Annotated in this window: 26 protein-coding genes, 1 tRNA gene, 1 other RNA gene and 1 riboswitch; of the genes, 11 read left to right on the forward strand and 17 right to left on the reverse strand. The window is 58.2% G+C overall.

The features are described 5' to 3' along the window. Nucleotides 1-11 precede the first annotated feature (11 nt). The 4 genes from tpx to gcvT are packed head-to-tail and all read right to left on the reverse strand — an operon-like array spanning nt 12 to nt 3,512. The gene (gene tpx / locus BA177_RS12765) at nt 12-542 is read right to left on the reverse strand and encodes a thiol peroxidase (RefSeq protein WP_068616794.1); all 531 of its coding nucleotides are present in this window, start codon (nt 540-542) and stop codon (nt 12-14) included. Nucleotides 543-562: 20 nt separating this feature from the next. Beyond that, nucleotides 563-1,924: an aminomethyl-transferring glycine dehydrogenase subunit GcvPA gene (gene gcvPA, locus BA177_RS12770; RefSeq protein WP_068616795.1), complete on the reverse strand. Its 1,362-nt coding sequence runs from the start codon at nt 1,922-1,924 to the stop codon at nt 563-565. Nucleotides 1,925-1,975: 51 nt separating this feature from the next. After that, entirely contained in the window at nt 1,976-2,365 is a 390-nt protein-coding gene (gene gcvH, locus BA177_RS12775) for a glycine cleavage system protein GcvH (protein ID WP_068616797.1), read from the reverse strand. A gap of 55 nt (nt 2,366-2,420) precedes the next feature. Then, complete coding sequence (gene gcvT / locus BA177_RS12780; protein WP_068619327.1) at nt 2,421-3,512, reverse strand: glycine cleavage system aminomethyltransferase GcvT; 1,092 nt, start codon at nt 3,510-3,512, stop codon at nt 2,421-2,423. A gap of 179 nt (nt 3,513-3,691) precedes the next feature. Continuing rightward, nucleotides 3,692-3,780, reverse strand: a riboswitch (glycine riboswitch). Nucleotides 3,781-3,874: 94 nt separating this feature from the next. On the opposite strand from gcvT, the gene BA177_RS12785 reads away from it, so the two are divergent. Both BA177_RS12785 and BA177_RS12790 read left to right on the forward strand, forming a co-directional pair. After that, entirely contained in the window at nt 3,875-5,617 is a 1,743-nt protein-coding gene (locus BA177_RS12785; RefSeq protein ID WP_231892443.1) for a DUF885 domain-containing protein, read from the forward strand. A 10-nt stretch (nt 5,618-5,627) separates the two neighbouring features. Beyond that, the gene (locus tag BA177_RS12790) at nt 5,628-6,056 is read left to right on the forward strand and encodes a GFA family protein (protein ID WP_068616798.1); all 429 of its coding nucleotides are present in this window, start codon (nt 5,628-5,630) and stop codon (nt 6,054-6,056) included. 2 nt (nt 6,057-6,058) lie between these two features. Here BA177_RS12790 and BA177_RS12795 read toward each other — a convergent pair whose 3' ends face one another. The 6 genes from BA177_RS12795 to BA177_RS12820 form a co-directional block, all read right to left on the reverse strand. Beyond that, complete coding sequence (locus BA177_RS12795) at nt 6,059-7,042, reverse strand: alpha-L-glutamate ligase-like protein (RefSeq protein WP_068616800.1); 984 nt, start codon at nt 7,040-7,042, stop codon at nt 6,059-6,061. A gap of 2 nt (nt 7,043-7,044) precedes the next feature. Then, a complete protein-coding gene (locus tag BA177_RS12800; RefSeq protein ID WP_068616802.1) occupies nt 7,045-8,568 on the reverse strand; it encodes an inactive transglutaminase family protein in 1,524 nt (507 codons plus the stop codon). Between the two features lie 170 nt (nt 8,569-8,738). Continuing rightward, nucleotides 8,739-9,962 (reverse strand): UbiH/UbiF/VisC/COQ6 family ubiquinone biosynthesis hydroxylase, encoded by a 1,224-nt coding sequence (locus BA177_RS12805; protein WP_068616804.1) that lies wholly within the window; start codon nt 9,960-9,962, stop codon nt 8,739-8,741. Continuing rightward, nucleotides 9,959-11,188 (reverse strand): 2-octaprenyl-6-methoxyphenyl hydroxylase, encoded by a 1,230-nt coding sequence (gene ubiH / locus BA177_RS12810; protein ID WP_068616806.1) that lies wholly within the window; start codon nt 11,186-11,188, stop codon nt 9,959-9,961. Before ubiH ends, BA177_RS12805 begins: the two co-directional genes overlap by 4 nt. Beyond that, nucleotides 11,185-12,489, reverse strand: a complete 1,305-nt coding sequence (locus BA177_RS12815; RefSeq protein ID WP_068616809.1) for an aminopeptidase P N-terminal domain-containing protein — start codon at nt 12,487-12,489, stop codon at nt 11,185-11,187. Before BA177_RS12815 ends, ubiH begins: the two co-directional genes overlap by 4 nt. A 33-nt stretch (nt 12,490-12,522) precedes the next feature. Then, nucleotides 12,523-13,113, reverse strand: a complete 591-nt coding sequence (locus tag BA177_RS12820; RefSeq protein ID WP_197493024.1) for a UPF0149 family protein — start codon at nt 13,111-13,113, stop codon at nt 12,523-12,525. A 133-nt stretch (nt 13,114-13,246) separates the two neighbouring features. Here BA177_RS12820 and BA177_RS12825 point away from each other — a divergent pair, with 133 nt between their 5' ends. The 5 genes from BA177_RS12825 (at nt 13,247) to rpiA (ending at nt 16,203) form a co-directional block, all read left to right on the forward strand. Next, a complete protein-coding gene (locus tag BA177_RS12825) occupies nt 13,247-13,477 on the forward strand; it encodes a TIGR02449 family protein (RefSeq protein ID WP_068619330.1) in 231 nt (76 codons plus the stop codon). A 104-nt stretch (nt 13,478-13,581) separates the two neighbouring features. Continuing rightward, entirely contained in the window at nt 13,582-13,896 is a 315-nt protein-coding gene (locus BA177_RS12830) for a cell division protein ZapA (protein ID WP_068616812.1), read from the forward strand. A gap of 37 nt (nt 13,897-13,933) precedes the next feature. Further along, nucleotides 13,934-14,120, forward strand: a non-coding RNA gene (gene ssrS, locus BA177_RS12835) — 6S RNA. Between the two features lie 723 nt (nt 14,121-14,843). Further along, nucleotides 14,844-15,287 (forward strand): hypothetical protein, encoded by a 444-nt coding sequence (locus BA177_RS12840; protein ID WP_068619332.1) that lies wholly within the window; start codon nt 14,844-14,846, stop codon nt 15,285-15,287. A gap of 256 nt (nt 15,288-15,543) precedes the next feature. Next, nucleotides 15,544-16,203: a ribose-5-phosphate isomerase RpiA gene (rpiA, locus tag BA177_RS12845; RefSeq protein WP_068616814.1), complete on the forward strand. Its 660-nt coding sequence runs from the start codon at nt 15,544-15,546 to the stop codon at nt 16,201-16,203. Nucleotides 16,204-16,388: 185 nt separating this feature from the next. Here the strand turns inward: rpiA and BA177_RS12850 are convergent. From BA177_RS12850 to BA177_RS12865, 4 genes are all read right to left on the reverse strand, one after another. Then, nucleotides 16,389-16,462: transfer RNA gene (locus BA177_RS12850), tRNA-Gln, on the reverse strand. A 93-nt stretch (nt 16,463-16,555) separates the two neighbouring features. Continuing rightward, complete coding sequence (gene rpsI, locus BA177_RS12855) at nt 16,556-16,948, reverse strand: 30S ribosomal protein S9 (RefSeq protein WP_068616816.1); 393 nt, start codon at nt 16,946-16,948, stop codon at nt 16,556-16,558. Between the two features lie 32 nt (nt 16,949-16,980). Continuing rightward, nucleotides 16,981-17,415, reverse strand: coding sequence for a 50S ribosomal protein L13 (gene rplM, locus BA177_RS12860; RefSeq protein WP_068616818.1), 435 nt, complete (start codon nt 17,413-17,415; stop codon nt 16,981-16,983). A gap of 255 nt (nt 17,416-17,670) precedes the next feature. After that, nucleotides 17,671-18,399 carry a DUF481 domain-containing protein gene (locus tag BA177_RS12865; RefSeq protein WP_197493026.1) on the reverse strand — a complete coding sequence of 243 codons (729 nt, stop codon included), beginning with the start codon at nt 18,397-18,399 and terminating at the stop codon, nt 17,671-17,673. Nucleotides 18,400-18,610: 211 nt separating this feature from the next. On the opposite strand from BA177_RS12865, the gene coq7 reads away from it, so the two are divergent. Together coq7 and crp are read left to right on the forward strand one after the other, a co-directional pair. Continuing rightward, nucleotides 18,611-19,255, forward strand: coding sequence for a 2-polyprenyl-3-methyl-6-methoxy-1,4-benzoquinone monooxygenase (gene coq7 / locus BA177_RS12870; RefSeq protein WP_068616820.1), 645 nt, complete (start codon nt 18,611-18,613; stop codon nt 19,253-19,255). Between the two features lie 135 nt (nt 19,256-19,390). Further along, a complete protein-coding gene (crp, locus tag BA177_RS12875; RefSeq protein ID WP_068616822.1) occupies nt 19,391-20,038 on the forward strand; it encodes a cAMP-activated global transcriptional regulator CRP in 648 nt (215 codons plus the stop codon). Nucleotides 20,039-20,067: 29 nt separating this feature from the next. Here the strand turns inward: crp and rpe are convergent, their stop codons facing one another. Both rpe and djlA read right to left on the reverse strand, forming a co-directional pair. Further along, nucleotides 20,068-20,733, reverse strand: coding sequence for a ribulose-phosphate 3-epimerase (rpe, locus tag BA177_RS12880; RefSeq protein ID WP_068616824.1), 666 nt, complete (start codon nt 20,731-20,733; stop codon nt 20,068-20,070). Nucleotides 20,734-20,824: 91 nt separating this feature from the next. After that, on the reverse strand, nt 20,825-21,622 hold the full coding sequence (gene djlA, locus BA177_RS12885) for a co-chaperone DjlA (RefSeq protein WP_068616826.1): 798 nt from the start codon (nt 21,620-21,622) through the stop codon (nt 20,825-20,827). Between the two features lie 137 nt (nt 21,623-21,759). Here djlA and BA177_RS12890 point away from each other — a divergent pair, with 137 nt between their 5' ends. Further along, nucleotides 21,760-22,659: a phosphoribosylaminoimidazolesuccinocarboxamide synthase gene (locus BA177_RS12890; protein ID WP_068616828.1), complete on the forward strand. Its 900-nt coding sequence runs from the start codon at nt 21,760-21,762 to the stop codon at nt 22,657-22,659. On the opposite strand, the gene BA177_RS12895 is transcribed toward BA177_RS12890, so the two are convergent. Continuing rightward, nucleotides 22,656-23,468 (reverse strand): cobalamin-binding protein, encoded by an 813-nt coding sequence (locus BA177_RS12895; RefSeq protein WP_068616829.1) that lies wholly within the window; start codon nt 23,466-23,468, stop codon nt 22,656-22,658. The genes BA177_RS12890 and BA177_RS12895 overlap by 4 nt on opposite strands. Nucleotides 23,469-23,547: 79 nt before the next feature. Between BA177_RS12895 and BA177_RS12900 the strand changes: the two genes are divergently transcribed. After that, nucleotides 23,548-24,873 carry a YhjD/YihY/BrkB family envelope integrity protein gene (locus BA177_RS12900; protein ID WP_068616831.1) on the forward strand — a complete coding sequence of 442 codons (1,326 nt, stop codon included), beginning with the start codon at nt 23,548-23,550 and terminating at the stop codon, nt 24,871-24,873. Nucleotide 24,874: the final 1 nt, after the last annotated feature.

Consider the following 24,874-nt stretch of genomic DNA (forward strand, 5'->3'; position numbering starts at 1 on the left):
CCTGCCTTTGCTCAGTCGCACACGAGGTCCATGTTGGCCTCGATACCCAGTGCGGACAGCGCCGCTGCATAATCCGGTTCATTGCCGATGTCTTCCACAAGCTCGCTGTGAACGACCGTGTTGTTCTCATCCAGGACGACGACGGCGCGGGCGAACATGCCTGCCAGCGGTCCGTCGACGATCAGAACACCGTAGTTATCGCCGAAACCCGCATGACGGATGGCCGATAGCCCGGTTACTCGCTGCAACCCCTGCTCGGTCATGAAGCGCTTGTGCGCAAACGGCAGGTCATAGGAAATCATCAGCATGGCAACGTCATCATGTTCTTCGGCCAGCTTGTCGAAAGCGACAACTGACTTTGCGCAAATCGGCGTATCGATGCTCGGAAAAATATTCAGCACCTTGCGTTTGCCCATCCAGTCCGCCAGCGTCATATCCCGCAATTCAGTACTGACCAGTGACACGTCCGGCGCCCGGCTGCCAACCGTCGGCAGCGAACCGGATATCTTGTACTGGCTGCCGTTAAAAGTGATGTTCTGCATAGTCTGTATCTCCGCCAGCGTCAGTCGTTGGCCAGGTGCCTGCCGAGGGCAGTAGCATACGCGTCGAGGTCCGCATCCGTTTTGGTTTCAGTTGCACATACCAGCAGGGCATTACCGAGCTCGGGGTATTCGACTGACAAGTCATAACCGCCGAGAATGCCGTCCGCCGCCAGCTTGTCGAGCAACGGTGCAACTGCTTGCGGCAGTTGCAGCACCGCTTCATGAAAGTGCGCACCAGAAAATACCAGGGTAACGCCGTCAATGGCTGTCAGCCGTTGCAGCAGCGCACGGGTACGTTCCTCCGAACGCAACGCAACCTGTTGCAGACCGCCGTGCCCAAGCAACGACATGTAAATCGTCGCCGCAGTGACCATTAACCCCTGGTTCGTACAAATGTTGGATGTGGCTTTGGAACGCCGGATGTGTTGCTCGCGCGCCTGTAGCGTCAACGTGAAACCCGGCTTGCCGTCCAGATCCGTTGTACGACCGACGATCCGACCCGGCATCTGGCGCACCAGTTTCTCGGCACAGGCCATGAACCCGAAGTACGGCCCGCCGGATGAAAGCGGTACGCCCAACGGCTGACCTTCGCCACAAGCGATGTCAGCGCCTTGCTCGCCCCATTGCGCCGGCGCTTTGAGCAGCGACAGCGAAGTCGGATTAACCACCGCAATGACCAACGCACCCTGGGCGTGTGCCCAGTTGGTGATCTCGTCAATTCTTTCGAGCGTACCGAAAAATGTCGGTTGCTGGATGACCACGGCGACCGGTGCATCGCCCTCCGCCGACAACGCATTGAGATCGCTGACGCCTGTCGCCTGTTCCAGCGGCAGTTCGTCGAAGGTCAGCCCCTGACTCCCGGCGATGGCTTCGGCGACCTTGCGGTAGGTACGGTTCACACCCGACGCCAACAGGACCCGTCGCGACTTGTTGCGGCGGTTGCTGCGCACGGCCATTAATGCGGCTTCCGCGAGGGCCGAGGCACCGTCGTACAGTGAGGCGTTGCTTGCGTACAAACCGGTCAGCGACGTGATCATCGACTGAAACTCGTAGATCGTCTGCAGCGTGCCCTGACTCGCCTCGGCCTGGTACGGCGTGTACGCAGAATAGAACTCACCACGCGTAGTGATGTCCCAGACGACACTCGGGATATGGTGCTCGTACGCGCCAGCACCGATAAAACACAGCGGTGAACCGTCGCGCGCCGCGCGCTCACGCATCAAACGCGTGATCTCCATTTCCGACAGTGCATCGGGCACGCCGCGCAGGTCGTCGATCAACAATTCCTTCGGGATCTCGTCGAACAGGTCGGCGATACGGTTTGCGCCAATCGTCTGCAGCATCTGCTGCACTTCATCGTCAGTGTGCGGAATAAACGGCATGGCAGGAACAGGCTCCGGTGGTGCTTAGCGGTAGGGCGTTAAAGGCAAAGACTAGTCGTCGAGCGTGTCCAGAAACTCCTGGTACTCATCAGGGCTCATCGTGTCGACACTCTCATCACCGGGCTGAATGCGCACGATCCAACCGTCACCGTACGGATCGGCGTTGATCTTTTCCGGATCGTCTGCCAGCACTTCGTTGACGGCCAGCACCACACCGGACATCGGTGCATACACGTCCGATGCGGCTTTCACCGATTCAACCACGGCCATTTCATTGCCGCTTTCCAGTTCCTGATCCACTTCCGGTAATTCAACGTAGACCAGATCACCCAGTGCCGCTTGCGCATGGTCCGTAATGCCGATAGTGACACTGCCATCTTCTTCCTGGCGCAGCCACTCGTGTTCCGCCGTGAAACGCAGATCCCCAGGCAGTTCGTTCATTTGCTTGATCCTCTTTGATTAGCTCTTGTTACGCAGCGCACGCTGTACAGCGTGCCTACAATTCGATACAGACTTTGCCGTTGCGAACAAACGGCGGTTTGACGACACGTACCGCGAGCAGCTTGCCGCGGACCTCGACCTGCGCTCGATCATAATCACCGGCAGGAAGGCGCGCCATCGCGATTGAGCGGTTCAGTGTGGGCGAAAAACCGCCGCTGGTGATCTCGCCGTCTTCGCGACCATCAACTACGACTCGCAGGTGGTTGCGCAACACGCCGCGGTCTTCCAGCAACAAGCCACAGAAGCGCGGCGCGGGACCGGCCGCTCGCTGCTCTTCAAGTGCGGCGCGGCCAATAAAGTCGCGCTCAGCCGGGTCCCAGGCGATCGTCCAGGCCAGTCCTGACGCCAGCGGTGATGTGCCTAGATCCATGTCCGTGCCGTACAGATTCATACCCGCCTCAAGTCGCAGAGTGTCGCGAGCGCCCAGACCACAGGGTCGCACGCCGCTCTTCGCGAGCTGATTCCAGAAGTCGGCGGCACGTTCAGCCGGTAACACAATTTCCCAGCCGTCTTCGCCGGTATAGCCGGTGCGAGCGATGAAGTAATCACCGGCTGCCAGTGCATGAAAGGGCTTCAGCGCCATCGCCTGGTCACGCATGGCCGGCTCCAGCAAGCGGGAAGCGAGCTCGCGCGCATCCGGCCCCTGCACGGCGATCATGGCGACATCCGGCTGTTCAGTAACGGTCACATCGAACTCGCCAACCTGCGCGGCTATCCACGCCAGATCCTGTTCCCGGGTAGCTGCATTAACCACAACCCGATAGAGCTCGTCGTGCAGATAATAGGTGATGAGATCATCGACCACGCCACCCTGCTCATTGAGCATGCAGCTGTACAGCGCTTTGCCGGATACCGTGAGCCGCGCGACGTCGTTGGCCAGCAGTTTGCGCAGAAACGGCTTCGCCTCAGGTCCACTGATATCGACGATGGTCATGTGCGAGACATCGAACATGCCCGCCGCATTGCGCACGGCGTGGTGCTCTTCGAGCTGCGATCCGTAATGCAGCGGCATATCCCAGCCGCCGAAATCAACGATGCGCGCGCCAAGCTCGACGTGCTGTGTATACAGTGGCGTTTTCAGCCCCATGCTGTGCTCCAGTGCGGCCACGCGTGGCCATAAATCATCGACGATAAAAAAAGGGCCATCGACAATCCGCCGTACGGCGGACATCAATGGCCCCTCTGTCCGATGACCTGAGAGATCTTGCAGGCGGAAGCCCACGTACCCCTTCGGTGGACCGCTGTCCGGCCTCTCTCCAGAGCTAATCAGAGCACGCAGTCCCTTTGCCTGAGCGTTTCCGAGCTAGTTGCGCCTTCGGCGCCCCGATGTGCGGGGTCTCTTCCACATGCCCTATCGATTAGTGGCCGCATCATAGCCAACTGGCCGCCGGGTTGCCAGCCGCATGTTGTGCGGCAACAATGAGCCGATCGAATCAACGGAGAAATCCTGTGCACCCACTGCGCCGCGCCAGTTGCCTGTTGTTGTTCGTCGCCTCCGGCGTCCTCGCTGACCCGGGCAGTGATTTCAATGCGCTACTCGCGGACGCCTGGGAATGGCGGCTGGCCGAGAGTCCGGTCCTGGCCTCCCGACTGGGCGACCGGCGCTATAACCGCGAGTGGCCAGACAGAAGCCTCGACGCCTACGCACGCCGTCGCACGCAGCAGCAGGATTTTCTCAGCCGGCTGCGCGCAATCGACTCGTCGCAGCTCAGCGCCGCCGAGCAACTCAACTACGATCTGTTCCGCCGCGAGTTGCAGGACGATCTGGACAGTTATCCCTACCGTGACTACCTCATGCCGATCAATCAGCGCGGCGGTGTGCAGTCACTGGAATCAACGGCCGAAGGCCTGCGGCTGCAAACAGCGGCGGACTTCGAGGACTGGCTGGCACGCATGGCAAAAGTGCCGCGCTACATAGCGCAGACCATGGAATTGCAGGAAGAAGGCCGACGCAGCGGTTACATGCCGCCCAAAATACTGATGCAGCGCATTCCTGCCCAGATTGCGCAGCAATTGCAGGAAGACCCTGAAGCAAGCCCCTTCTTCGCAGCGTTCCGGAACCTGCCCGACAGCCTCACTGCCGAAGAACAGGCGCGCATTCGACAACAAGCCCGCCAAACAATCGAACAGGCTATCGTGCCCGCCTATCGCGAACTCTACCGCTATTTCGAGAATCACTACCTGCCGGCCGCACGCGACAGTATCGGCGCGTCGGAACTGCCCAATGGCAAGGCTTTCTACGAGTACCGCGCCCGCAGCTTCACCACAACCAGCATGACGCCTGACGAGATCCATCGTCTCGGCCTGAACGAGGTCAAACGTATTCGCGGCGAAATGCAGTTGATCATCGACGAGCTGGAATTCGCCGGGAGCTTCGCCGAGTTTCTGAGTTTCCTGCGGACCGATCCACGCTTCTACTACGAAACAGCCGAGGAGCTGTTTGATGCCTACCTGGCGGTCAGCAAACGCATCGACCCGGAACTCGTCAAACTCTTTGGCCGCTTGCCGCGTATGCCTTACGGGTTACGGCCGATTCCGGACAACATTGCGCCGGATACGACGACAGCCTATTACAGCCCGCCGGCCGCAGACGGCAGTCGTGCCGGCTACTACTACGTCAACCTGTACAAGCCTGAAGTGCGGCCAAAGTACGAAATCGAAGTTCTGAGCGTCCACGAGGCCGTACCAGGACATCACTTGCAGATTGCCTTGCAAATGGAGCTGGGCGATATGCCGGCGTTCCGGCGCTATTCGGGCTTCACCGCATTCACCGAAGGATGGGGGCTGTATAGCGAGAGTCTTGGCTATGAACTTGGACTCTACAAGGATCCGTATTCACGCTTCGGTGCCCTGACCTACGAAATGTGGCGCGCCGTAAGGTTAGTGGTTGATACCGGAATTCACTACAAAGGCTGGAGCCGGCAGCAGGCCATCGACTTTTTCAAAGACAACGCAGCGAAAACGGAACTCGACATCATCAACGAGATAGACCGCTATATTGCCTGGCCCGGCCAGGCGCTTGCATACAAGATAGGCCAGCTTAAGATTCTCGAACTGCGGTCACGTGCAGAGCAGCGGCTCGGCGAGCGTTTCGATATACGCGCCTTCCACGAAACCCTGCTGGGCGGTGGCGCGCTGCCGCTGGACTTACTGGAAACGAGAATCGACCGCTGGCTGGCTGACCAGCAATAAGGAGTAGGCATTGGAAAACACCGATAATTCAACGCAGCACGGCCGGTGCCTGTGCGGCGCCGTGCAGTTCGACGCAACAAACGCTGGCACTGACTTCCACGCCTGTCACTGTCCGATGTGCCGACGCTGGGCCAGCGGCCCGCTGTTCGCAGTCAATGCCGAATCGGTAGTCTTCAGCGGCGAAGAAAACCTGCAACGCTACGCCTCATCAGACTGGGCAGAACGGGGTTTTTGCAGGCAATGTGGCAGCAACCTGTTTTACTTCCTGAAACCGGCCAACGCTTATCACCTGTGTGTCGGTGCCTTCGACAATGCCGCGAACTTTAAAATTGCCTCGGAAATCTTCGTCGACCATCAGCCGGCAGGCTACGCGTTCGCGGGACAGCACCCAAGGCTGACGGAGCAGCAGGTACTGGAGCAGTTCGGCAGCGAGGACTGAACTCAGGCTTGCGCAGCTGACCGAAAGGCAACGGCTGGCGCGGCAAATTCGCGCCGGGCAATCTGTGCGCGCTTAACCGGATCATCATTGGCATCGTACAGTTCGTCTATACGCTTGATGCGGTGTGACAGTCCTGACCTGTTCGCTATCTGGATATTCAAGCCCGGTCGCGCGTTCATTTCCAGCATCAGCGGCCCGCGGTTGCGATCGATGACTATATCGACGCCAAGGTACCCAAGACCGCTGACTTCCAAACCGCGCGCGGACGACTCCAGAATAAAGTCCCAACCTGGTATCTGCAGTGCTGCGATCACCGAGCCGGTATCGGGGTGCTCTTCCACTACGCTGTTCTTCAGCACACCGTGCAAGGTCTTGCCCGTGGCTATATCAACGCCGGCACCGACCGCACCTTGATGCAGGTTCGCCTTGCCGTCGGAAACGCGCGTGGGCAACCGCACCATCGACATGACCGGGTAGCCGCGGTAGACGATGACGCGAATATCCGGCACCCCCTGAAAACTGACATCACCGAACAACGGGTCGAACTGCACACAGTACTCGATCATCGCCGTATCCGGGTTGCCGGTCAGGCTGTACTGGCCACCAACAATGTTGGAAATGTGATGCTTGAGGTCATCTTCGCCGACCAGCATTCCGTTACCGAGTCGAAAGGTGTCGCGTTTGCGCTTGCTGCGACCGGCAATAACGACTATGCCATCGCCGCCACTGCCGTTGGCCGGCTTGATCACAAAGCTGTCGTGCGCCGCCACGATCGATGCAAAATTCCTTACTTCGCCCTGGTTGGTGATCAGGCCGTACAGGTCCGGTACCGCCATGCCGGCTTCGAGCGCCAGCTTTTTGGTCAACGCCTTGTCATCAACCCGCGGGTACAGGTGCCGCGGATTGAGGCGCATGATCAACTCGGCATTGCGTTCGTTCAAGCCAAGCACGCCGGCAGCCGCGAGCCGTTTGGCAATACCGAACATGGTCAGGGCGTCTCGCCGAGAACCCGGAAACGCTTGAGTTCGGTCATTCTGTAGCCCGTGTAGCGGCCAAGCAGCACCAGAACCGCAAGGACGATCAATAGCAACTCGGGGAACGTGAAGATCGCATGCTCGAGCCAATCGAAGCCCATGCAAAGATACGCAACCACCGCCACGATCAGGCTGCCCATGGCACTGCGCATGGCATCGCCAGGACCACGCTCTTCCCAGACGACCGACATGCGCTCGATGGTCATCGCGATAATGACCATCGGGAACAGCGCCACGGACAAGCCGGTTTCCATTCCCAGCTTGTGCGAGAGAATGCTGATAAACAACATCAACAACACCACGATGGTCAGCACCGCCGATAAGCGTGGCACAAGGAGCAAGCGCAATCGCTCCAGCAAGAAACGAATACTGAGTCCCAATGCCACCAGCAGCGTAAACAGGACGATGCCACGCAACAGTTGGGTCTCGCGAAAAGAGAGTGCTATCAGTACCGGCATGAACGTACCGAAGGTATCGATACCGACCACGTTGCGCATCAGCACAACGATCAGGGCACCGAGCGGGATCATCAGTATCACGCTGTAAACCGCCTGCGCCTTGATCGGCAGGCTCAGCAAAGAGAAATCGACCAAAACCGACTTACCCGTTGCCGCCTGCTTCTTCGCGATATCCATTGTATCGAGGTAGTACTTCTGCACGGCGAAACTGGCTTCGACGTTATTACCACCTTCGATGTTGACGAGCGGTTCGCTACCCCGCCACCAGATCAGGTAGCGGCCCGGCAGCATCTCTTCGCCATTGGCCGGGTTGAAATGCCGCCAGCGATCACCGTCGTGAATCTCCAGCCAGGGAATCAGTTCCGCCTCGCGTTGTTGATCCGCCAGTTCGATACCGCGAATCATCCGTGCCGGTATTCTGGCAGCCGCCAATACCGTGGTCATGCGTTGTACGAAGTCGTCTCTTGAATTGGCATCAGCCAACAGCAGTTCAATGTTCGGGTTCGGCGAAGGGTCGTTGGCCAGCCGCAGGAGTTCTGAGGTAAATGATGGGACGTCCGCGGAATGTTCGCGAACGATGTCCACCACGACTTCAACCGCGGTCTTGAGCGGCTCGTTAATAACCGGCGGCAATGGAAACGGCGGCGTAATGTCCGATTGATTCGCATCCGGATCTTCGAAAACCACTATCCGGTAGTAGAGCGTCTGCGGCCCGCGTGCACGACGCACCGTCCACTGGGCTTCACGTCCGGTGCCAACGTAATTGACGCCGAAACCGTAGTTCTTCGACACCGCGTACTCGTCAAGGCGACCGAAGCCGGGGGTCAGCGTGGGAATTTGCAGATTGACCTTGATCGATCCGGGTCCGCTATCAAAATTGATGGAGGTCTCGACAATCCAGGTCGGCGTTTCCTGATCGTCACTCAATGGAAAGCCAAGCACCTGCCATTTGTACAAGAACGTGGCTGCACCAATCAAAGTGAGCAACGTTGCCAGAACGATGACGTAACTACGGGTCACGGTTGTATCCCCGTTTCGTGGGCCTGCCTGGTACCTAACAAGATCGTGACACTCCCTGAATTATTCCCGCCGCGCGTGGCTGTTATGCAGTTATCAACGGCTGAATCGCCGGACCAGCGGTGTGAGCCGCAATTCTAACGGTATTGTGCCCCGGAGGTATGGGCAATTTTTCAGGTTTTGCCGCCGCTCGCCCGATCCAGCCCCAGGGCAACACTCATCGCCTGCCGCTTCATGACCGTACTTCGATTGAACGCCTGCATACCGCCGGCACGAACTGCGCCGAGCAAGCCGGATTCACTGCGAAACAGTCGGCTGATACCGTCGATGAAGCGCAGCATGGTGCCGTTGGCTCCGCGGCGGGCACGCTCGTAGCGACGCAGTACCGGCAGGTCACCTGGGTACTCGCCATTGCCCAGTGCGTCAGTCATTACCGTAGCAAGCATCGCAGCATCGGCCAGCCCAAGGTTGGCTCCCTGCCCTGCCAGCGGGTGCACTGTATGCGCCGCGTCGCCGATCAACGCAAGACCCCGCCTGACGTACTCGCTGGCATGTTGCGCCCGCAGCGGAAACGAGCCGCACGGCGCATCAACCCGCAGTGCACCGAGCACGCCGTCACTGGCATCCGTGAGTTGCCCGGACAATCGCTCGGGATCGCTTGCCGCCATTTCCCGCGCCTTATCCGGATCAGTGGACCAGACGATGGACACGCGACCGTCGAGCAATGGCAGCAGCGCAATAGGACCGTCGGGCATAAAACGCTGCCAGGCCGTGTACTGGTGTGGCCGGTCGCAATGCGCATTCGTAACCAGTGCCGCCTGCGGGTACTGCCAGCCGTTGACTTCAATACCAGAGTGGCGGCGTATCGCCGACGCACCACCGTCAGCGCCAATCAGCAATTCCGCGGACATTTCACTGCCGTCGCCGAACACAACCGCGTAACCCCGCTCGTTGGCGGCGATGGACTTGATCGGCGCCGCGTAGCGCACATCGACCTCGGACTCGGCAAGCCGTTGTTGCAGGCACTGCCGCAGCAACACATCTTCGACAATAAAACCCAGCTCCGGCAAGGCAAACTCCGCGGCGGAAAAATACAGCGCTGCCGCACCTTCCGCACTACCGGATTTGTCCCAGACCCGCATGTCCCGATACGGACACGCTCGTCCTGCGATCATGTCGGCACTCACACCAACGGCATTCAGCAGACGCAGCGAGCCGACCGACAGCGCAGAGACTCGCAGACCTATCGGATCATCGACGCCCAGTGAGGCCGGCTGACCGGCATCAACAAGCGTGATTCGCAAGCGCTCATGGTGCTGCGAGCGCGCCAGCAATGCCGCCATTGCGAGGCCAACCACACCGGCACCGGCTATGACGACATCATGGGTCCTGTTCATTTCAAAGGTACCCCGCGCGACAGTCGCGGCAATTCACCAGCGAGGCCCATGGTGTGCCGGGCGAACAAGCGTCGTACCCCAGGCACCAGATCAAAGCCCAGCATGCCAACGTCGCGTAACAGGCGCAGCGAACGACGCCGGCTGCCAAACAGGCGGACCAGTCCGTCAGTAAAGTGAACGAGCTTTTTCTGGTCGGCACGTCGCCATTCAGCGTAGCGCTCAAGCACGGTGGCGTCACCCGGATCGCCAGCACCGTCTGCCAAAGCGTCGGCAATGCAGTCCGCCAGCGAGGCCACATCGCGCAACCCCAGATTGAATCCCTGTGCCGCAACCGGGTGCAAACCGTGCGCTGCATTGCCGACGAGGACTCCGCGACCGACGACCAGGCTGTTCGCTTTGCTTAAGGACAATGGATACCGCGCACGTTTACCCATCTTCGAGAACCGGCCAAGACGAAAACCAAAGGCCTGCTGCAATTGCTCGGTAAACTCCTCGTCGCTGAGTGACAGCACGTTATCGGCTCGCTCGGGTTGCAAGGTCCAGACGAAGGTCACTCTGTCGTCGGCCGTCGGCAATATGGCGATCGGCCCGTCATTAGTAAATCGTTCGTAGGCGATGTTGTTGTGCGGCTGGCCCGGTTGCAAGTTGCCAATCACCGCGTGCTGGCCATAGTCAACGTGTTGCGCGCCGATACCCAGCATTTCGCGGACGCCGGAGTTAGCGCCGTCGGCAGCAACCAGTAAGCGGCATTGCAATTGCCGGACATCGTCATTGGAGTCCGCACTGACCGTTACAGACCGTTCGGTAGTTTGCACACGGCTGATGCGGGCGGGACAAATGACGTCCACGTTGTCGGCCGCCAGCAATGCGTCGTTCAATACCGTGCCCAGCACCCGGTTGATCACGACATACCCCAGCGCTTCCACGTTTTGTTCTGCAGCATCGATATGCGAAAAGCCGAATCGACCGCGATCAGAAACGTGTATGTGCCGAATAGCCGTGGATGCCGCGCGTATCGCCGGCCAGAGCCCAAGAGCTTCAAAGGTGCGCTGACTGCTCCGCGACAATGCCGTCGAACGGTCGTCAAAGCTTGGCTGCAAGGGCGCGGATCGTTCTATAGCTTCAACAACCGCGATGCGTTGGCCTAAGGGCGCAAGTGCCAGCGCCAGGCTGATCCCAATCATGCCGCCGCCAGCGATAACGATGTCGTATTCGTCAGTCCTCATGCGGCATTCATCAGCTTTTCTATCTCGTCGGCATTGCCCGGCAGAGACTTGCTGAGGATGTCAGGACCTTTCTTGGTGACCGCAACGTCATCCTCAATCCGTACACCGATATTGCGCCAGCGCCGGGCGGCACCGCTGGATGCGGATATATAGATACCCGGTTCAACAGTCGTCACCATCCCGGATTCCAGCAGGCGCCACTCATCCCCTACCTTGTAATCACCAACATCATGCACGTCGATGCCGATCCAGTGCCCGGTCCGGTGCATGAAGAACTCCCGGTACGCTTCGTCGCGCAGCAGGCGGGCCAGTGTTCCATCCAGCAAGCCGAGTTTCTTCAACCCGCGGGTAATGACCCGTACCGCGGCATCGTGCGGATCGTTCCATTGATTGCCAATGCAGGTTTTCGCTATGGCCGCCTGCTGGGCTTCGTAGACGATATCGTAGATCGCCCGTTGCTCCGGCGAGTAACGACCATTGACGGGGAGCGTGCGCGTGATATCGGACGCGTAGTAGTCCAGTTCACAGCCAGCATCGATCAGCACCAGATCGCCATCCACCAGCGGTTCGCTGTTCTCCACATAGTGCAGGATGCAGGCGTTGGCGCCGCCGCCCACGATCGGGCTGTAGGAATAGCGCGCGTTGGCCTGTCGGAACTCGTGGATAAATTCAGCTTCCAGTTCGTATTCAAACATGCCCGGGCTGAGCCGTTGCATTGCCCGCCGGTGTGCCGCACTTGCGACTTTAGCCGAGCGACGCATGGCTGAAATCTCGGCCCGACTCTTATAGAGCCGCATGTCGTGCAACAGATGGTCCAGCGCCACGAACTCGTGTGGCGCATGCGCACCCGATGATCGGCGGGAACGTAAAGACTTGATCCAGTCGCCAACCCTCGCGTCGAAGTCCGAGTAAGCCCCCATTGCGAAATAGACGCGGCTGCGGGACTCGATAATGCCGGGCAGTATGTCGTCGATATCATCGATGGGGAACGCGTCATCGGCACCGTATGCGCTGACCGCACCTTCAGGTCCGGCGCGGTAGCCGTCCCAGCGCTCTTTGTCGGCATTGCGCTCGCGACAAAAGATGATGAATTCGCCATTGGCCCGGCCAGGCGCCAGCACCATAACGGCGTCAGGTTCGTCAAAGCCGGTCAGGTAGTGAAAGTCACTGTCCTGACGGTAACGGTACTCAACGTCCCTGCTGCGGGTCTTGGCCGGCGCGCTGGGCAGCAGCGCTATGCCGTCCTCGCCGACCATGCGTATCAGTTGTTTGCGTCGTTTGGCGAATTCGTTGCTGTTCATTGACTGAAATAGTAGCCGGTGAAATCCGGCATTCTAATGGAGTGCGTCCGGGCTCTTGCCAGAAACACGTTTCTGGTCCCTGACATCGGCAAGTTCCTCAAAGGCGAGCTGGGCCGCAACCCGGACGTATTCGACCAGTTCCACGTAGGCGGCTTCTGTTTCCTCGTCAGCACCTTCGTCGTCGGCCGCGGCACGTGTGATCTGCAGCATGTCCTTAATAAGATCCGCCAGCGGCTCAACTGACAGCCGTTCGCGTACCTTGTCATTACGCTGACCCGAGACCAAGCCGTGCAAGTATCCCTCGCACCAGTGACCCAGGGCCTCCGCCCGCGTTGAGGCAGGCGCAAATTCATCCGGTAACATCAGAATGAACGCCGATTGTCGTTCCGACAGCTGTTGGTAGCTCGAGCCGTGCACCGCGATCAGCAAGGCTTCGCATTCCGCACGCGCCGCGTTTCCGGCATCGACGCCCTCCAGGACCTGATCCAGCCAGGCCTGGCCGGCTGGCGCACCTTCTGTTGCGAGGCGACTGCACAACAAGCCGTGCGCCTGCGCCACCTCCCAGGTTGAGCCGCAGCGTCGCAACGCGGCCTCGAGTTCGTCGTAATCTATTGCTTGTTCCATAATGCGGTCAGGCCGTCTGTGTAGCTTCCGTTGCGCACGCATGATCCCACGGAATTGCATGTCCTGCCACGCAAAAGCAGGCGATCCCGCTGACAAGATTGATTCTGTAAGCACTCGGCTCTATATTGCCGCCATGACTGAAAATACAACTGCCAAGTTTGAAAACGAGCTGAAACGGCTGGAACAGCGCGTGGACGCATTGGTCAAAGTCTGCGATACCTTGCAAGACGAGAATCGCACACTAAAGCAACGTCAGGATGCGCTGACCGCTGAGCGAGCCACGCTGTTGCAAAAGAACGAACAGGTCCGGGCGCGTGTAGAAGCGATGATTGGCCGCCTGAAGGCAATGGAACAGAGCGGCTAGGCAAACAGGCTAGCCGCCAGCCGCGCACAAGCGCTTGCCGACGCCGCCTCACGACATGACGGCGCGCTGCCGGCAACACACTACCGAATACCGGAGCAAGATCGATGAGCGAAATGTATGCCCAAGTCAGTGTGCGAATTCTTGAGAAAGAGTACCAGGTGGCATGCCCGGCCAGTGAACGCACCGACTTGCTGGACTCTGCCGAAATACTGAATTCGAAAATGCGTGAAATACGCGACAGTGGCAAGGTAGTCGGGCTCGACAGAATCGCTGTCATGGCGGCATTGAATATGGCCAACGAATTGTTACACGCCCGAGCCCGCGACAAGGATCTCGACGGCGACTATAGTCAACGAATCAAACTTATCGCCGATCGTGTAGAATCGGCGTTAAGCGGTAGTCAGCAACTCGAGTTGTAAGCTCCTAGTTACTGACGCCGCGAACGAACAGAATTGGCGTCTCCTGCGGTGTTCGATACCGTTCTGGAAACCCCTCGACCCTAACTATTTACATCGGGGTCGTGCACTGTCGGCAGCATGTGTGCAAACCCACTACATGTGGATAGCCTGGTGCTGTCACGGCTGGCCCCACCTGTTGCTCCGGTTCGAGAGCGACGACCGGTAACGGCACAGGCGGGAGGCGCCTCCTTCCATTCTGCTTCGATCGACACAATATGCGGCCAGTTGCGCAAACTTGCGCAAAATTCCCCGCCGCAAAGATCAACAACGGAAAAAAAAAACAACGCGTCTTCAAGCCGCCAATTTCGTATTGCTCGCTTACGAACGACACGACTAACACCCTTCGCGACAACAGCGCAGCACGCATGGATGCGTTCGCAACAAGCTGTGTTCGCAGGCACTGCGCAATGAAAATTGGCGCGGCAAAAAAACGATTCAGCAACCGCTTGCCACGCTGTCGCGACACTGCGACTACCAATCGGTCCAGCACTCCGCAAACACCGCGATCGCAAACGCTGCTCACAGTGATTACTCCAAGTCATTAGTTTTATAGAATTTTTTTTCTTAGACGAATACTACGAGCCGACATCAATACGACAGTCAGTTCACGAGTTCACCCAAAACGACAACGACTGCATAGCACTTGGCCGCGCGAACTGTCGGTAACAACGCGGCGTCCGAACAAGCGGTGCATCAGCCAACGTCAACGCGACTGATGAAGCAACGAACACATTTTCAAATTCCGATTTTTTGAATCGTCGGAATGCAATCGTTACGACTTGCGCAAATCACTCGCCAAAGTAGCTGCAATCGCATCGCCACACAGTGTGACCGGGTTCACTTAACTTGCTGGATTTTTTACTTTTGTTGTATATACTCAGCCCCGGGTACCCGACACGGAGAAAATGATGGCTACCAAAAAGAAGTCAAGCAAAAAAACTTCAAAGCGGAAGACCGCTACGAAGCGCAAAGTAACGAAGAAGAAAGTCGCTAAAAGAAAAGTAGCGAAGAAGAAAGTCGCCAAGCGTAAGACGGCTAAGAAAAAAGTCGCCAAGCGTAAGACGAAGAAAAAAGCTAAGAAAAAAGTAGCTAAGCGCAAGACGAAGAAAAAAGTCGCCAAGCGCAAGACCAAGAAAAAAGCCAAGAAGAAGGCTAAAAAGAAAGTAGCTAAACGGAAAACAAAGAAGAAGACCAAGAAGAAAGCCGCTAAGAAAAAAACGGCCAAGAAGAAAGCTAAAAAGAAAGCTAAGAAAAAAGTCGCTAAGAAGAAAGCTAAGCGCAAAGTGAAAAAGAAGGCCAGTAAGAAAAAGGCCACTCGGAAGACCCGTAAGAAGGCTTCCAAGAAGAAGTAAGTAGCTGGAAAGAACGGCTGCTGTTTTACAAAGGGCGCGGTACGGCCCAAGCTTAAACGGTAAGCCAATGGTCTTCTTCCAGACCAAGGAATATGCCCGCTTTTGCGGGCATATTTCGTTTCTGGCCGAGCAAATTCCGACCTGGTTCATAGCCAAATTCCGGTTGATGGGATAAGCTCCTCCGCCAATACATTCACCAGCACCGCAAGCCACCGGGTTAAGCCGAAACCGGACTTGCGACATTGACGGTCAGCCGATGGATCAAACCGCAAAAAAGATGAGCGTTGCGAAAGCCGCACTCGAATACATCGAATCTGGAATAGTGCTCGGCGTGGGAACAGGCTCGACCGTGAACTGCCTGATCGACTTCCTGCCTTCATTAAATACACGTGTGGAAGCTTTTGTTTCCAGCTCAGCCGCGACCACCAAGAAGCTGGAGGAACTGGGCTTCGAGGTTTCCACCTTGAATGACGTGGGCGATATCGATTTGTATATTGATGGCGCCGACGAAGCGACCAAGCATCGGCAGCTTATTAAGGGTGGCGGTGGTGCACTGACTCGCGAAAAGATCCTGGCGGCCGCCTCCCGCAAGTTCGTCTGCATCATCGACGATTCGAAGCTGGTCGGTATGCTGGGAGGTTTCCCACTACCTATTGAAGTCCTACCAATGGCTCAGGCCTTTGTGGCCCGCAAGATAGTCAAGATGCGCGGCCAGCCGATCTGGCGCGAGAACTATGTGACCGACAACGGCAACCACATACTTGATGTCCACAACCTGAAGATTACCAATCCGCCTGAGCTTGAAACCCGTATCAATCAGATACCCGGCGTTGTGTCGGTCGGCATCTTTGCCCAGCGACCGGCGGATGTGCTGTTGATTTCAAGTGAGCAGGGAGTGCGAACGATACGTACCTGAGCCGGTTGGCCAGGCACGGCGAGGCGTGGCGGTTTTCAGAACCAGCATTCCTGGCAACCATTACCTGCCGACCGCCGGCGAACGACAACACCAGCGAACCGGCAAAGAAGCCCGACCATCGGTCGGCCAAAGCGCAGCTCCAGCTACAAAAAAAGGGCCCACAATGTGGGCCCTTTTTTTGTAGCTGGCTGGGGGACAAGGATTCGAACCTTGATTGGCGGAGTCAGAGTCCGCAGTCCTACCATTAGACGATCCCCCAATTCCATCCACGGGTTCGCCGGGCACTGCCGGCGGACCCGTGATCTGACTCGGGTAACAGCGCAGAGGCAAAGCCGCTGCGCTGCCGAAACGATTAGCGCTTCGAGAACTGGGTTGCGCGACGAGCTTTGCGCAGGCCGACTTTTTTACGTTCGACAGCACGCGCATCACGGGTAACAAAACCTGCACGGCGTAACTCAGGACGCAACGATGCATCGTATTCCATCAATGCACGAGTCAGACCGTGGCGAATTGCGCCGGCTTGTCCGGTCGTACCACCGCCGGTAACACTGACGTTGATGTCGAACGCGTCGTTCAACTTCATCAGGTCCAGGGGCTGACGGACAATCATGCGCGCCGTCTGGCGACCAAAGAAGGTGTCCAGCGGGCGATTATTCACCGTGATGGCGCCTTTGCCGGGCGTCAAATAAACACGCGCCGTCGAGGTTTTGCGTCGTCCGGTACCGTAAAACTGTGTATCACTCATTCTTGTTGCCTCTATCCCGGTGCGCGAGCGCCTCAGGCGTTAATGTCCAGTTGGATCGGCTGCTGAGCCTCGTGACTGTGTTCCGGGCCGGCGAAAACGCGCAGCTTCGAGAACATCTTACGACCGAGCGGGTTGCGCGGCAGCATGCCTTTTACAGCGAACTGCAACGCGCGCTCGGGCGCTTCGTTAAGTAGCTTCTCAAGCGGCACTGATTTCAGGCTGCCAATGTAACCCGTATGCCGGTGGTACATCTTGTCCTTGAGCTTGTTACCGGTAACCCGAATCTTCTCGGCATTGACGACAACGATGTAGTCGCCGGTATCTACGTGCGGAGTGTATTCCGGCTTATGCTTGCCACGCAGGCGGCTCGCAATTTCCGTTGACAATCGACCCAGGGTTTTGCCAGTCGCATCGACAACGTACCAGTCGCGGCGTACTTCTTCCGGCTTGGCGGAGAACGTCTTCATTTATCAATATCCAGTTGGGAAATCGGGCATCTGAAACTCAGTGCTTCAGACGCTACGCCCGGGCAGGGAGGCACTTGCCACTCAGCCCCGGCGAAAGGCGCGAAATTCTACTGTAGGTGGTTCGGCAATGCAAACCCTTCCGGCGATTCGCGGAGTTACCAGTCAGCCGGCACAGGCATCGAGAACACCTATAATTTTCAGTGACTTAACGCGCCGTGCCAAAGCGGACTGGAACTCCGGGTCAAACCGGTCGGCTCAGAATGCGTATTCGATCGACAACGCGGTGTAAGTATCGGTCTTCTCTGTGGCAACCGGCACATCGCTGTTGTTCTTGATCGTGTACGAGGCAACCAGGGCAAATTCACCCAGCAGACGGGTTCGTAGCGCCGTTATCGACTCTGTATAGGTGTTGGTATCGCCCGATTCAATGCTCAGCTCCTGGGTGAACTGCGAGGTGTCCGTCAACTGCCACCGGTAGAGCAAGCCGCCGCGGCCGATGAAACCGTCCTCGGAGGTACCGTCACTCAGATCTGCCTGCCGTGCACCGAAACCGATTTCAGCACTCAGGTGGTGCTTCTCAGTTTCTATAAGCCGTCGGCCGTAACCGACCGTCTGGGAGAACTGCTGATCGTAGCCACTGAACAGGTCTTTCCGCCAGGTTAGCCGGCCAAACAGAAAATCATGCTCGGATATGTTGAACTCTGACTTCCAGCCCACTTTGTAGGCCTCAGCCGTCGACTCATTGTTCTCATCGGCTTTAATGGCGGTGGCATCCAGCAAGTGCTGCCAATTGCCGTGCTCGTAGCCCACAGCAAACTGGGAATTGAGGCTTGAACTGTCCGTATTGCCACTGGTCGCCAGGAAGCCCAGCGCTGCCTTACCGCTCCACGGGCCTGCCTCTTCCGCCGCCGGCCCACCTTGCGCGAGGGTCGTGGTCGACAGTGCGGTCAATCCTGACAACAGGGCGATGAGTCGCCATTTCATATTTCTGCTCCTAGTTTTCATATATTCCACGGGCCGCACGTCCAAGGACAACAGCGACATTCGGATCGCCGTTTACCTGGCTGCTGTGCCAAAAAGGCCGGCAGTATACTGGCGTGCCACGTTCTCCGGTACCCTCTGTAACCTATTGTTACAGTTATCGGAAAATGCGCGAACTCAGTGCCAATGGGGATTCGATGGTTATAATGCCAGCATGAATAAGCGGCAAATGTCACCCATAGATCAACTCCTGTCCGGCGTGGACAACGCACTCCGCACCGTCGCCGTAAAAAACGGCGGTCCCGCCCGTGCCAATCCGGCGCGGCAGGTTGCGGATACAGAGCTCTCCCCTGCTGAACGGCGGCATGCCGCTGGCCTGATGCGAGTCAATCATGCCGGCGAGGTCGCTGCACAAGCCCTCTACCAAGGACACGCCGCTGTCGCTCGCGACCCGGCCGTGGCCGCGCACATGCGCCAGGCCGCCGATGAAGAGCGTGACCATCTGCACTGGTGCGAAGAACGCATAGGCGAACTCGACGCATCGGTCAGTCGACTCAGCCCATTGTGGTATGCGGGAGCATTTGCGATCGGCGCGGCCAGCGGTGTACTCGGAGATCGCTGGTCCCTCGGTTTTGTTGCCGAGACCGAACGGCAAGTTGCCGAACATTTGGGCAATCATCTCGAACAACTGCCTGCTACAGACCTGCGCAGCCGCGCGATCGTGCAGCAAATGCGGGACGAAGAGATCGAACACGGCGCGGAGGCCGAGCAGCGTGGGGCCGCCGATTTACCGCCAGCAGTGCGTCGAATGATGCAAATGACGGCTAAAATAATGAAACGGACCGCCTACCGACTTTAAAGCTGCTGGTCTATGGGTATTTAGTTAAATATAATCCCAGCACCAATTAGAATTAATAAAACACAGACTTAGCTTGCTCTTGGCAGTCGGCTAAATTGATATGGGGAGAGGCGCATCGCGCCGAGGATCAAACTGATGCAAACAACTGCGAAGAACCTGAGCGATGTGCCGGCGATAAACCGCTTTCTGAGTTACTGCCGCGTGAGAACAGTGCCCTCCAAGACCGTCATGATTCACGCGGGTGATCTGCCGGACGTTCTTTACTACATCGTCGACGGCTCTGTCGAAGTCATGATCGAGGATGAGGATGGCAACGAGATGGTGCTGGCCTACCTCAACAAGGGGCAGTTCTTCGGCGAAATGGGCCTGTTCTACGAACAGCCAACTCGCAGCGCCTGGGTACGGACGCGCACGGAATGCGAAATTGCCGAGATGACCTATCCCCGTTTTCGGCAGATCGCCAGCGAAAGCCCCGGCCTGGTCTTTGAACTCGCCACACAGCTGGCAACCCGCCTTGACCGAACCAACCGCAAACTGGGTGATCTGGCGTTCGTCGATGTTACCGGTCGCGTTGCTCACGCAATCATGGACCTGTGCAATGAACCCGATGCGATGACCCATCCTGATGGCATGCAAATCAAGGTCAGTCGCCAGGAACTCAGCCGACTCGTTGGCTGTTCACGCGAAATGGCGGGGCGGGTCCTGAAAGTGCTCGAAGAGCAGGGACTGGTTACCGCAAGCGGCAAGACCATCGTCGTCTACGGCGCACGCCCTAACCGCTGATCACCGGGTGCGGCGCTCAGCCGCCCTGATTATTTCCCGGCTATTGCCGCTCGCATTGCTGCGATGGTGGCGGCGTAGTCGTCGCTGCCAAAAATAGCCGAACCAGCAACAAACATGTCGGCCCCGGCACGCGCGCAATCGCCGATGTTGCCGGTCTTTACGCCGCCGTCCATTTCCAGTCGAATGTCGTTGCCGCTGGCATCGATCAGCTGCCGCGCACTGCGCACTTTATCCAGTGACGACTCAATGAACGCCTGCCCCCCGAAGCCGGGGTTCACCGACATGATCAGTACCAGATCGATGTCATCAATAACGTGCTCGAGCCACGACAACGGGGTGGCCGGGTTGAACACCAGACCGGCTTTACACCCTTGCTCGCGAATTAGGCCCAGCGTACGGTGTACGTGCCTGCTCGCCTCTGGATGAAAACTGATGAAATCGGCACCTGCCTTCGCGAAATCCGGAATCAGCCGATCAACCGGCTCGACCATCAGGTGCACGTCGATGGGCGCGGTAATGCCGTAGTTGCGCAGCGCCTCACAGACCATTGGACCGATCGTGAGATTGGGGACGTAATGGTTGTCCATCACGTCGAAGTGCACGACGTCCGCGCCAGCATCAAGCACAGCCTGCACATCGTCACCAAGCCGTGCGAAATCGGCGGACAAGATAGAAGGCGCAATTAACGGTTCCACGGGAATTCCTTGGTGTTCGGGTAGCGAAGTCCGGGCACTTTACCCAAAGGTGTCCACCTTTTCACGCCGAAAGTCAGTCGCTGATCGATGCTCAGCGAATCGCGCGGCGCGCTTTCAACATTTCGTATGCACTGCGAATGTCTCGCGTGCGCTTTTGCGCCCCGTCTATTTCGACTTTACCCGCGTTCGAGCCGGACAGTTTGTCCGGGTGGTTGCGATTGATCAGCCGGCGGTAAGCCTTCTTGATCTCATCATTGCTGGCGGTCTGGGGAATACCCAGAGTCTCATAGGCTCTTGCCAGTCGTGCGGCATCCGCGTTGCCCTGCGGCGATTGCCGGAATCCGCGCTGGGCGCGCAACATCGCTTCGAGTTGCGCAAGCTCCACCCGACCGATATCCAGCGCCGTGCATACCTGCCACAACAAGGCACGCTCACGCTGATGCAATGTGCCCTTCGACAACGAGGTTTCCATCAACAAATGCACGAACAAGCGACGTAGATCCACTGCGCGACCGCTCGTGCGGCGCATCTCGCGGATGGTCGCCGACAATGGAAAGGACGCGGCTTTGCCCGACTGAAACCAGACAATAGCCTCACGCACCTGGCCGGCATTGAGTCCCAGCCGGTGCATAAGCGCTCGTGCGGCTCTGATTTCGGCTTCGCTGACCCGCCCGTCCGACTTGGCCAAATGCCCCATGGTCTGAAACAACGGCCGCACGAAGGAGGCCGGCAAGCGCTCGAGACTCGCCCCGCCCTCGCCTGTCCGTGCAAATTTCGCGGCAAAGCCACGATCAAACTGATGACCGAGGAACAAACCTGCCAGCGCCAGCCATACTCGACCGGTCGCCAGACCGACGACGGTACCAATCACTTTGCCCAAATACGGCATCTACGTAAGCAGCCTCTTCACGTTGCAACGGCCAATGCTAACGTCGGACCGTCACGATTCCTACAAGTGCCGCTTGCCCCTGCATTCGCGACACGCCATCATGCGCCCAATCCAGCTACCGCCACTGCGGAAATGTCATGCCATTGCCAACCGAAGCCTTGTTTGAATCCGACGTGCCATCATTGACCCGCCTCGCACGAGGCAAAGTGCGCGATATATACGCCGTTGACGATGATCACCTGATGATCGTCACGACCGACCGTCTGTCCGCTTATGATGTCGTCCTGCCTGATCCCGTACCGGGCAAGGGCTACGTACTCACGCAGCTGTCGAACTTCTGGTTTGAGCGCATGGCAAGCGCCGTACCGAACCACCTGACGTCGTTGACCGTTGCCGATGTAGTAAGCGATCCGGCCGTACGCGAGCCGCTGGAAGGCCGCACGATCGTCGTCAAACGTCTCCAGCCCCTGCCTGTCGAAGCGGTCGTTCGCGGCTATCTGATCGGCTCTGGCTGGCGCGACTATTGTGACACGGGCGCGCTCTGTGGAATCCAGTTACCAAGCGGTCTGCAACAAGCGGCCAAACTACCGGAACCGCTGTTTACTCCGGCGACCAAAGCCGCCGTCGGCGACCACGACGAGAACATCGATTTTGCGACGTGTTGCGATCTGATCGGCCGCGAACTCGCCGAACGGGTACGTGCCGTGACCATCGATATCTACCTGCGCGCCAGCGAGTACGCGGCCAGTCGCGGCATTATTGTGGCGGATACCAAATTCGAATTCGGCCTCGATGATGACGGCAAGCTGTATCTGATCGACGAAGCGCTGACCCCGGACTCGTCCCGTTTCTGGCCGCAAAGCGAATACCGCACCGGCATCAGTCCGCCGAGTTACGACAAGCAATTCGTGCGTGACTATCTGGACACGCTGAGTTGGGACAAGACCGCGCCGGGACCGGCGTTACCCTCGGAAGTATTGCAACGCACCGCGGCGAAATACCGCGAAGTGCTGGAGCGCCTGACCGGGACGGTTTAGCAAGGCGCTGCGCGTTTTGCGCTCCAGGCCTGCACGATACGGCTCATCTCCGCCAAACCGTCGCTAAGCGCCGCAGGGCCTGGCTGCAGGATCAATGCGGACTTTATTTCGTGCAGTTCGCCGTCGCGAACGGCCGGCACGTCCGCCCACCCGGGCCGCTCAACAACCCGTTCCGCCCTGAATTTTTTGCCACACCAGGATGCCATGATGATGTCCGGGCGGCGGCGCACAACCTCCAGCGGATCGGCAATGATCCGGTTCTTGCCCAGCGACTCTTTGGCCAGTTCGGGAAAGCAATCGTCGCCACCGGCAATGGTCAGCAATTCTGAAACCCAGCGAATGCCGCTGATTTGCGGCTCATCCCATTCCTCGAAATACACCCGCGGCCGGACCGGCATGGACGCTGCGCGCCGCTGTGCCGCCGCCAGATTGCTCCGCAACGTGGCGCACAGGCTTTGCGCTTTCGCCTGTTGTCCCACCAGGCCGCCAACGACGGCCACCATCGTCAGAATTTCTTCTACAGAGCGGTGGTTGAACACGTGCACGGCAATCCCGCGCCGAATCAGATCGGCTGCAATATCCGCCTGCAGATCTGAAAAACCGAGGACGAGGTCCGGCGCCAGATCGACAATCCTGTCAATCTTTGCACTGGTGAAGGCCGACACCCGCGGCTTCTCGCGTCGCGCTTGCGGCGGGCGAACTGTGAATCCGGAAATGCCGACGATACGCCGGTCCTCACCCAGCAAATACAGGGTCTCCGTGGTTTCCTCGGTGAGGCACACGATACGTTCGGGATAGCGTACGGACATAGAAGAAGAGCAGACTCTGGTTACACACAGGAGCGCGACACAGTACCATGTTGCCGTAACAGACCATTGAGGGGCTACAGTGCTTCCCGCAATCAACGATCACATAGAGAAAATCGTCTGGGGCAATCACCTGCAGTCTGCCGGTCGTGCCGGTCGATTCGCAGCGACATTATTGCGCTTTCTCTATGGGCTCGCACGAGACATTGTGTACGGCCAGCTGACGTTGCGGGCCATGAGCCTCGTCTACACCACGCTGCTATCGGTCGTGCCGCTGATCGCGTTCAGCTTCTCCGTCCTGAAAGGCTTCGGCATCCATCAACAGCTGGAACCGCTGCTGTACGACTTCCTGACGCCGCTGGGCGAACAGGGCGAACGCATTGGCAGCGAAGTGATGGCGCTCGTTGACAATGTGAAGGGCGGATTGCTCGGCGGCATCAGTCTCGCGTTCTTCATCTACACCGCCATCTCCATGGTGCAGAAAGTCGAGGAAAGCTTTAACTACGTCTGGTACGTCAGCAAACCGCGCAGCTTTGCCCGCCGGTTCACCGAGTACACCATCGTCCTGTTGATCGGTCCGGTTGCCGTGGTTGTCGCTATCGGCATTCTGGCCTCGATACAAAGCAACGACTTCACCCAATACATACTGAACAGTGCACCGCTCAGCCCGCTCGTCATCGGCTTCGGCAAATTGACACCCTATTTGCTGATCAGCGCCGTATTCACATTCCTGTACATGTTCATGCCGAACACCAAAGTGCGGCTGAGTGCGGCATTGCTCGGCGGGCTGGCTGGGGGGTTCCTGTGGGCCAGCATGGGCGCCTTCTTCACGTCGTTTGTTGTCGAAGCGGCCCGTATACCGAATGTCTATCGCGGTTTCGCCGTCGCGGTCATGGCACTGATCTGGCTGTACCTCAACTGGCTTGTTCTGCTGATCGGCGCACAGATCGCGTTCTACGTGCAAAAGCCCGCGTTCCTGCGCCTTGGCAGGCGCGAACCCCGTCTCTCGAACGGTGTCCGCGAACGCCTGGTGCTGAGCATCATGTTGTTTGTTGGCCGTGCGTTTCGTGACCCGGGCCACAACGTGACACTGGACGCTATCAGCAACGAGCTGAAGATCCCCACGCTGGCGCTCGCGCCGACCGTGACCCGGCTTGAACGAGCCGGTCTGTTGTTGACGACTGAGAAAGAATTCCTGGTCCCGGGCCGCGACATGGCTCGAATCAGCCTGCACGATATCGTCGATGTTGTGCGCTCGGGTGGCGTAACCGGTTCCTACCGTGATCCGAACTGGAATAAGTCGATCGACAAACTGGGCGCTGCGATCGAGTCGGCAGTGGCCGATACGCTGGGTGACAAGACACTCGCGGATCTGCTGGACGACGCCGCTAACGACGCCAGGTCGTGAC

This window comes from Woeseia oceani, from assembly GCF_001677435.1.
Classification (GTDB): Bacteria; Pseudomonadota; Gammaproteobacteria; order Steroidobacterales; family Woeseiaceae; genus Woeseia; species Woeseia oceani.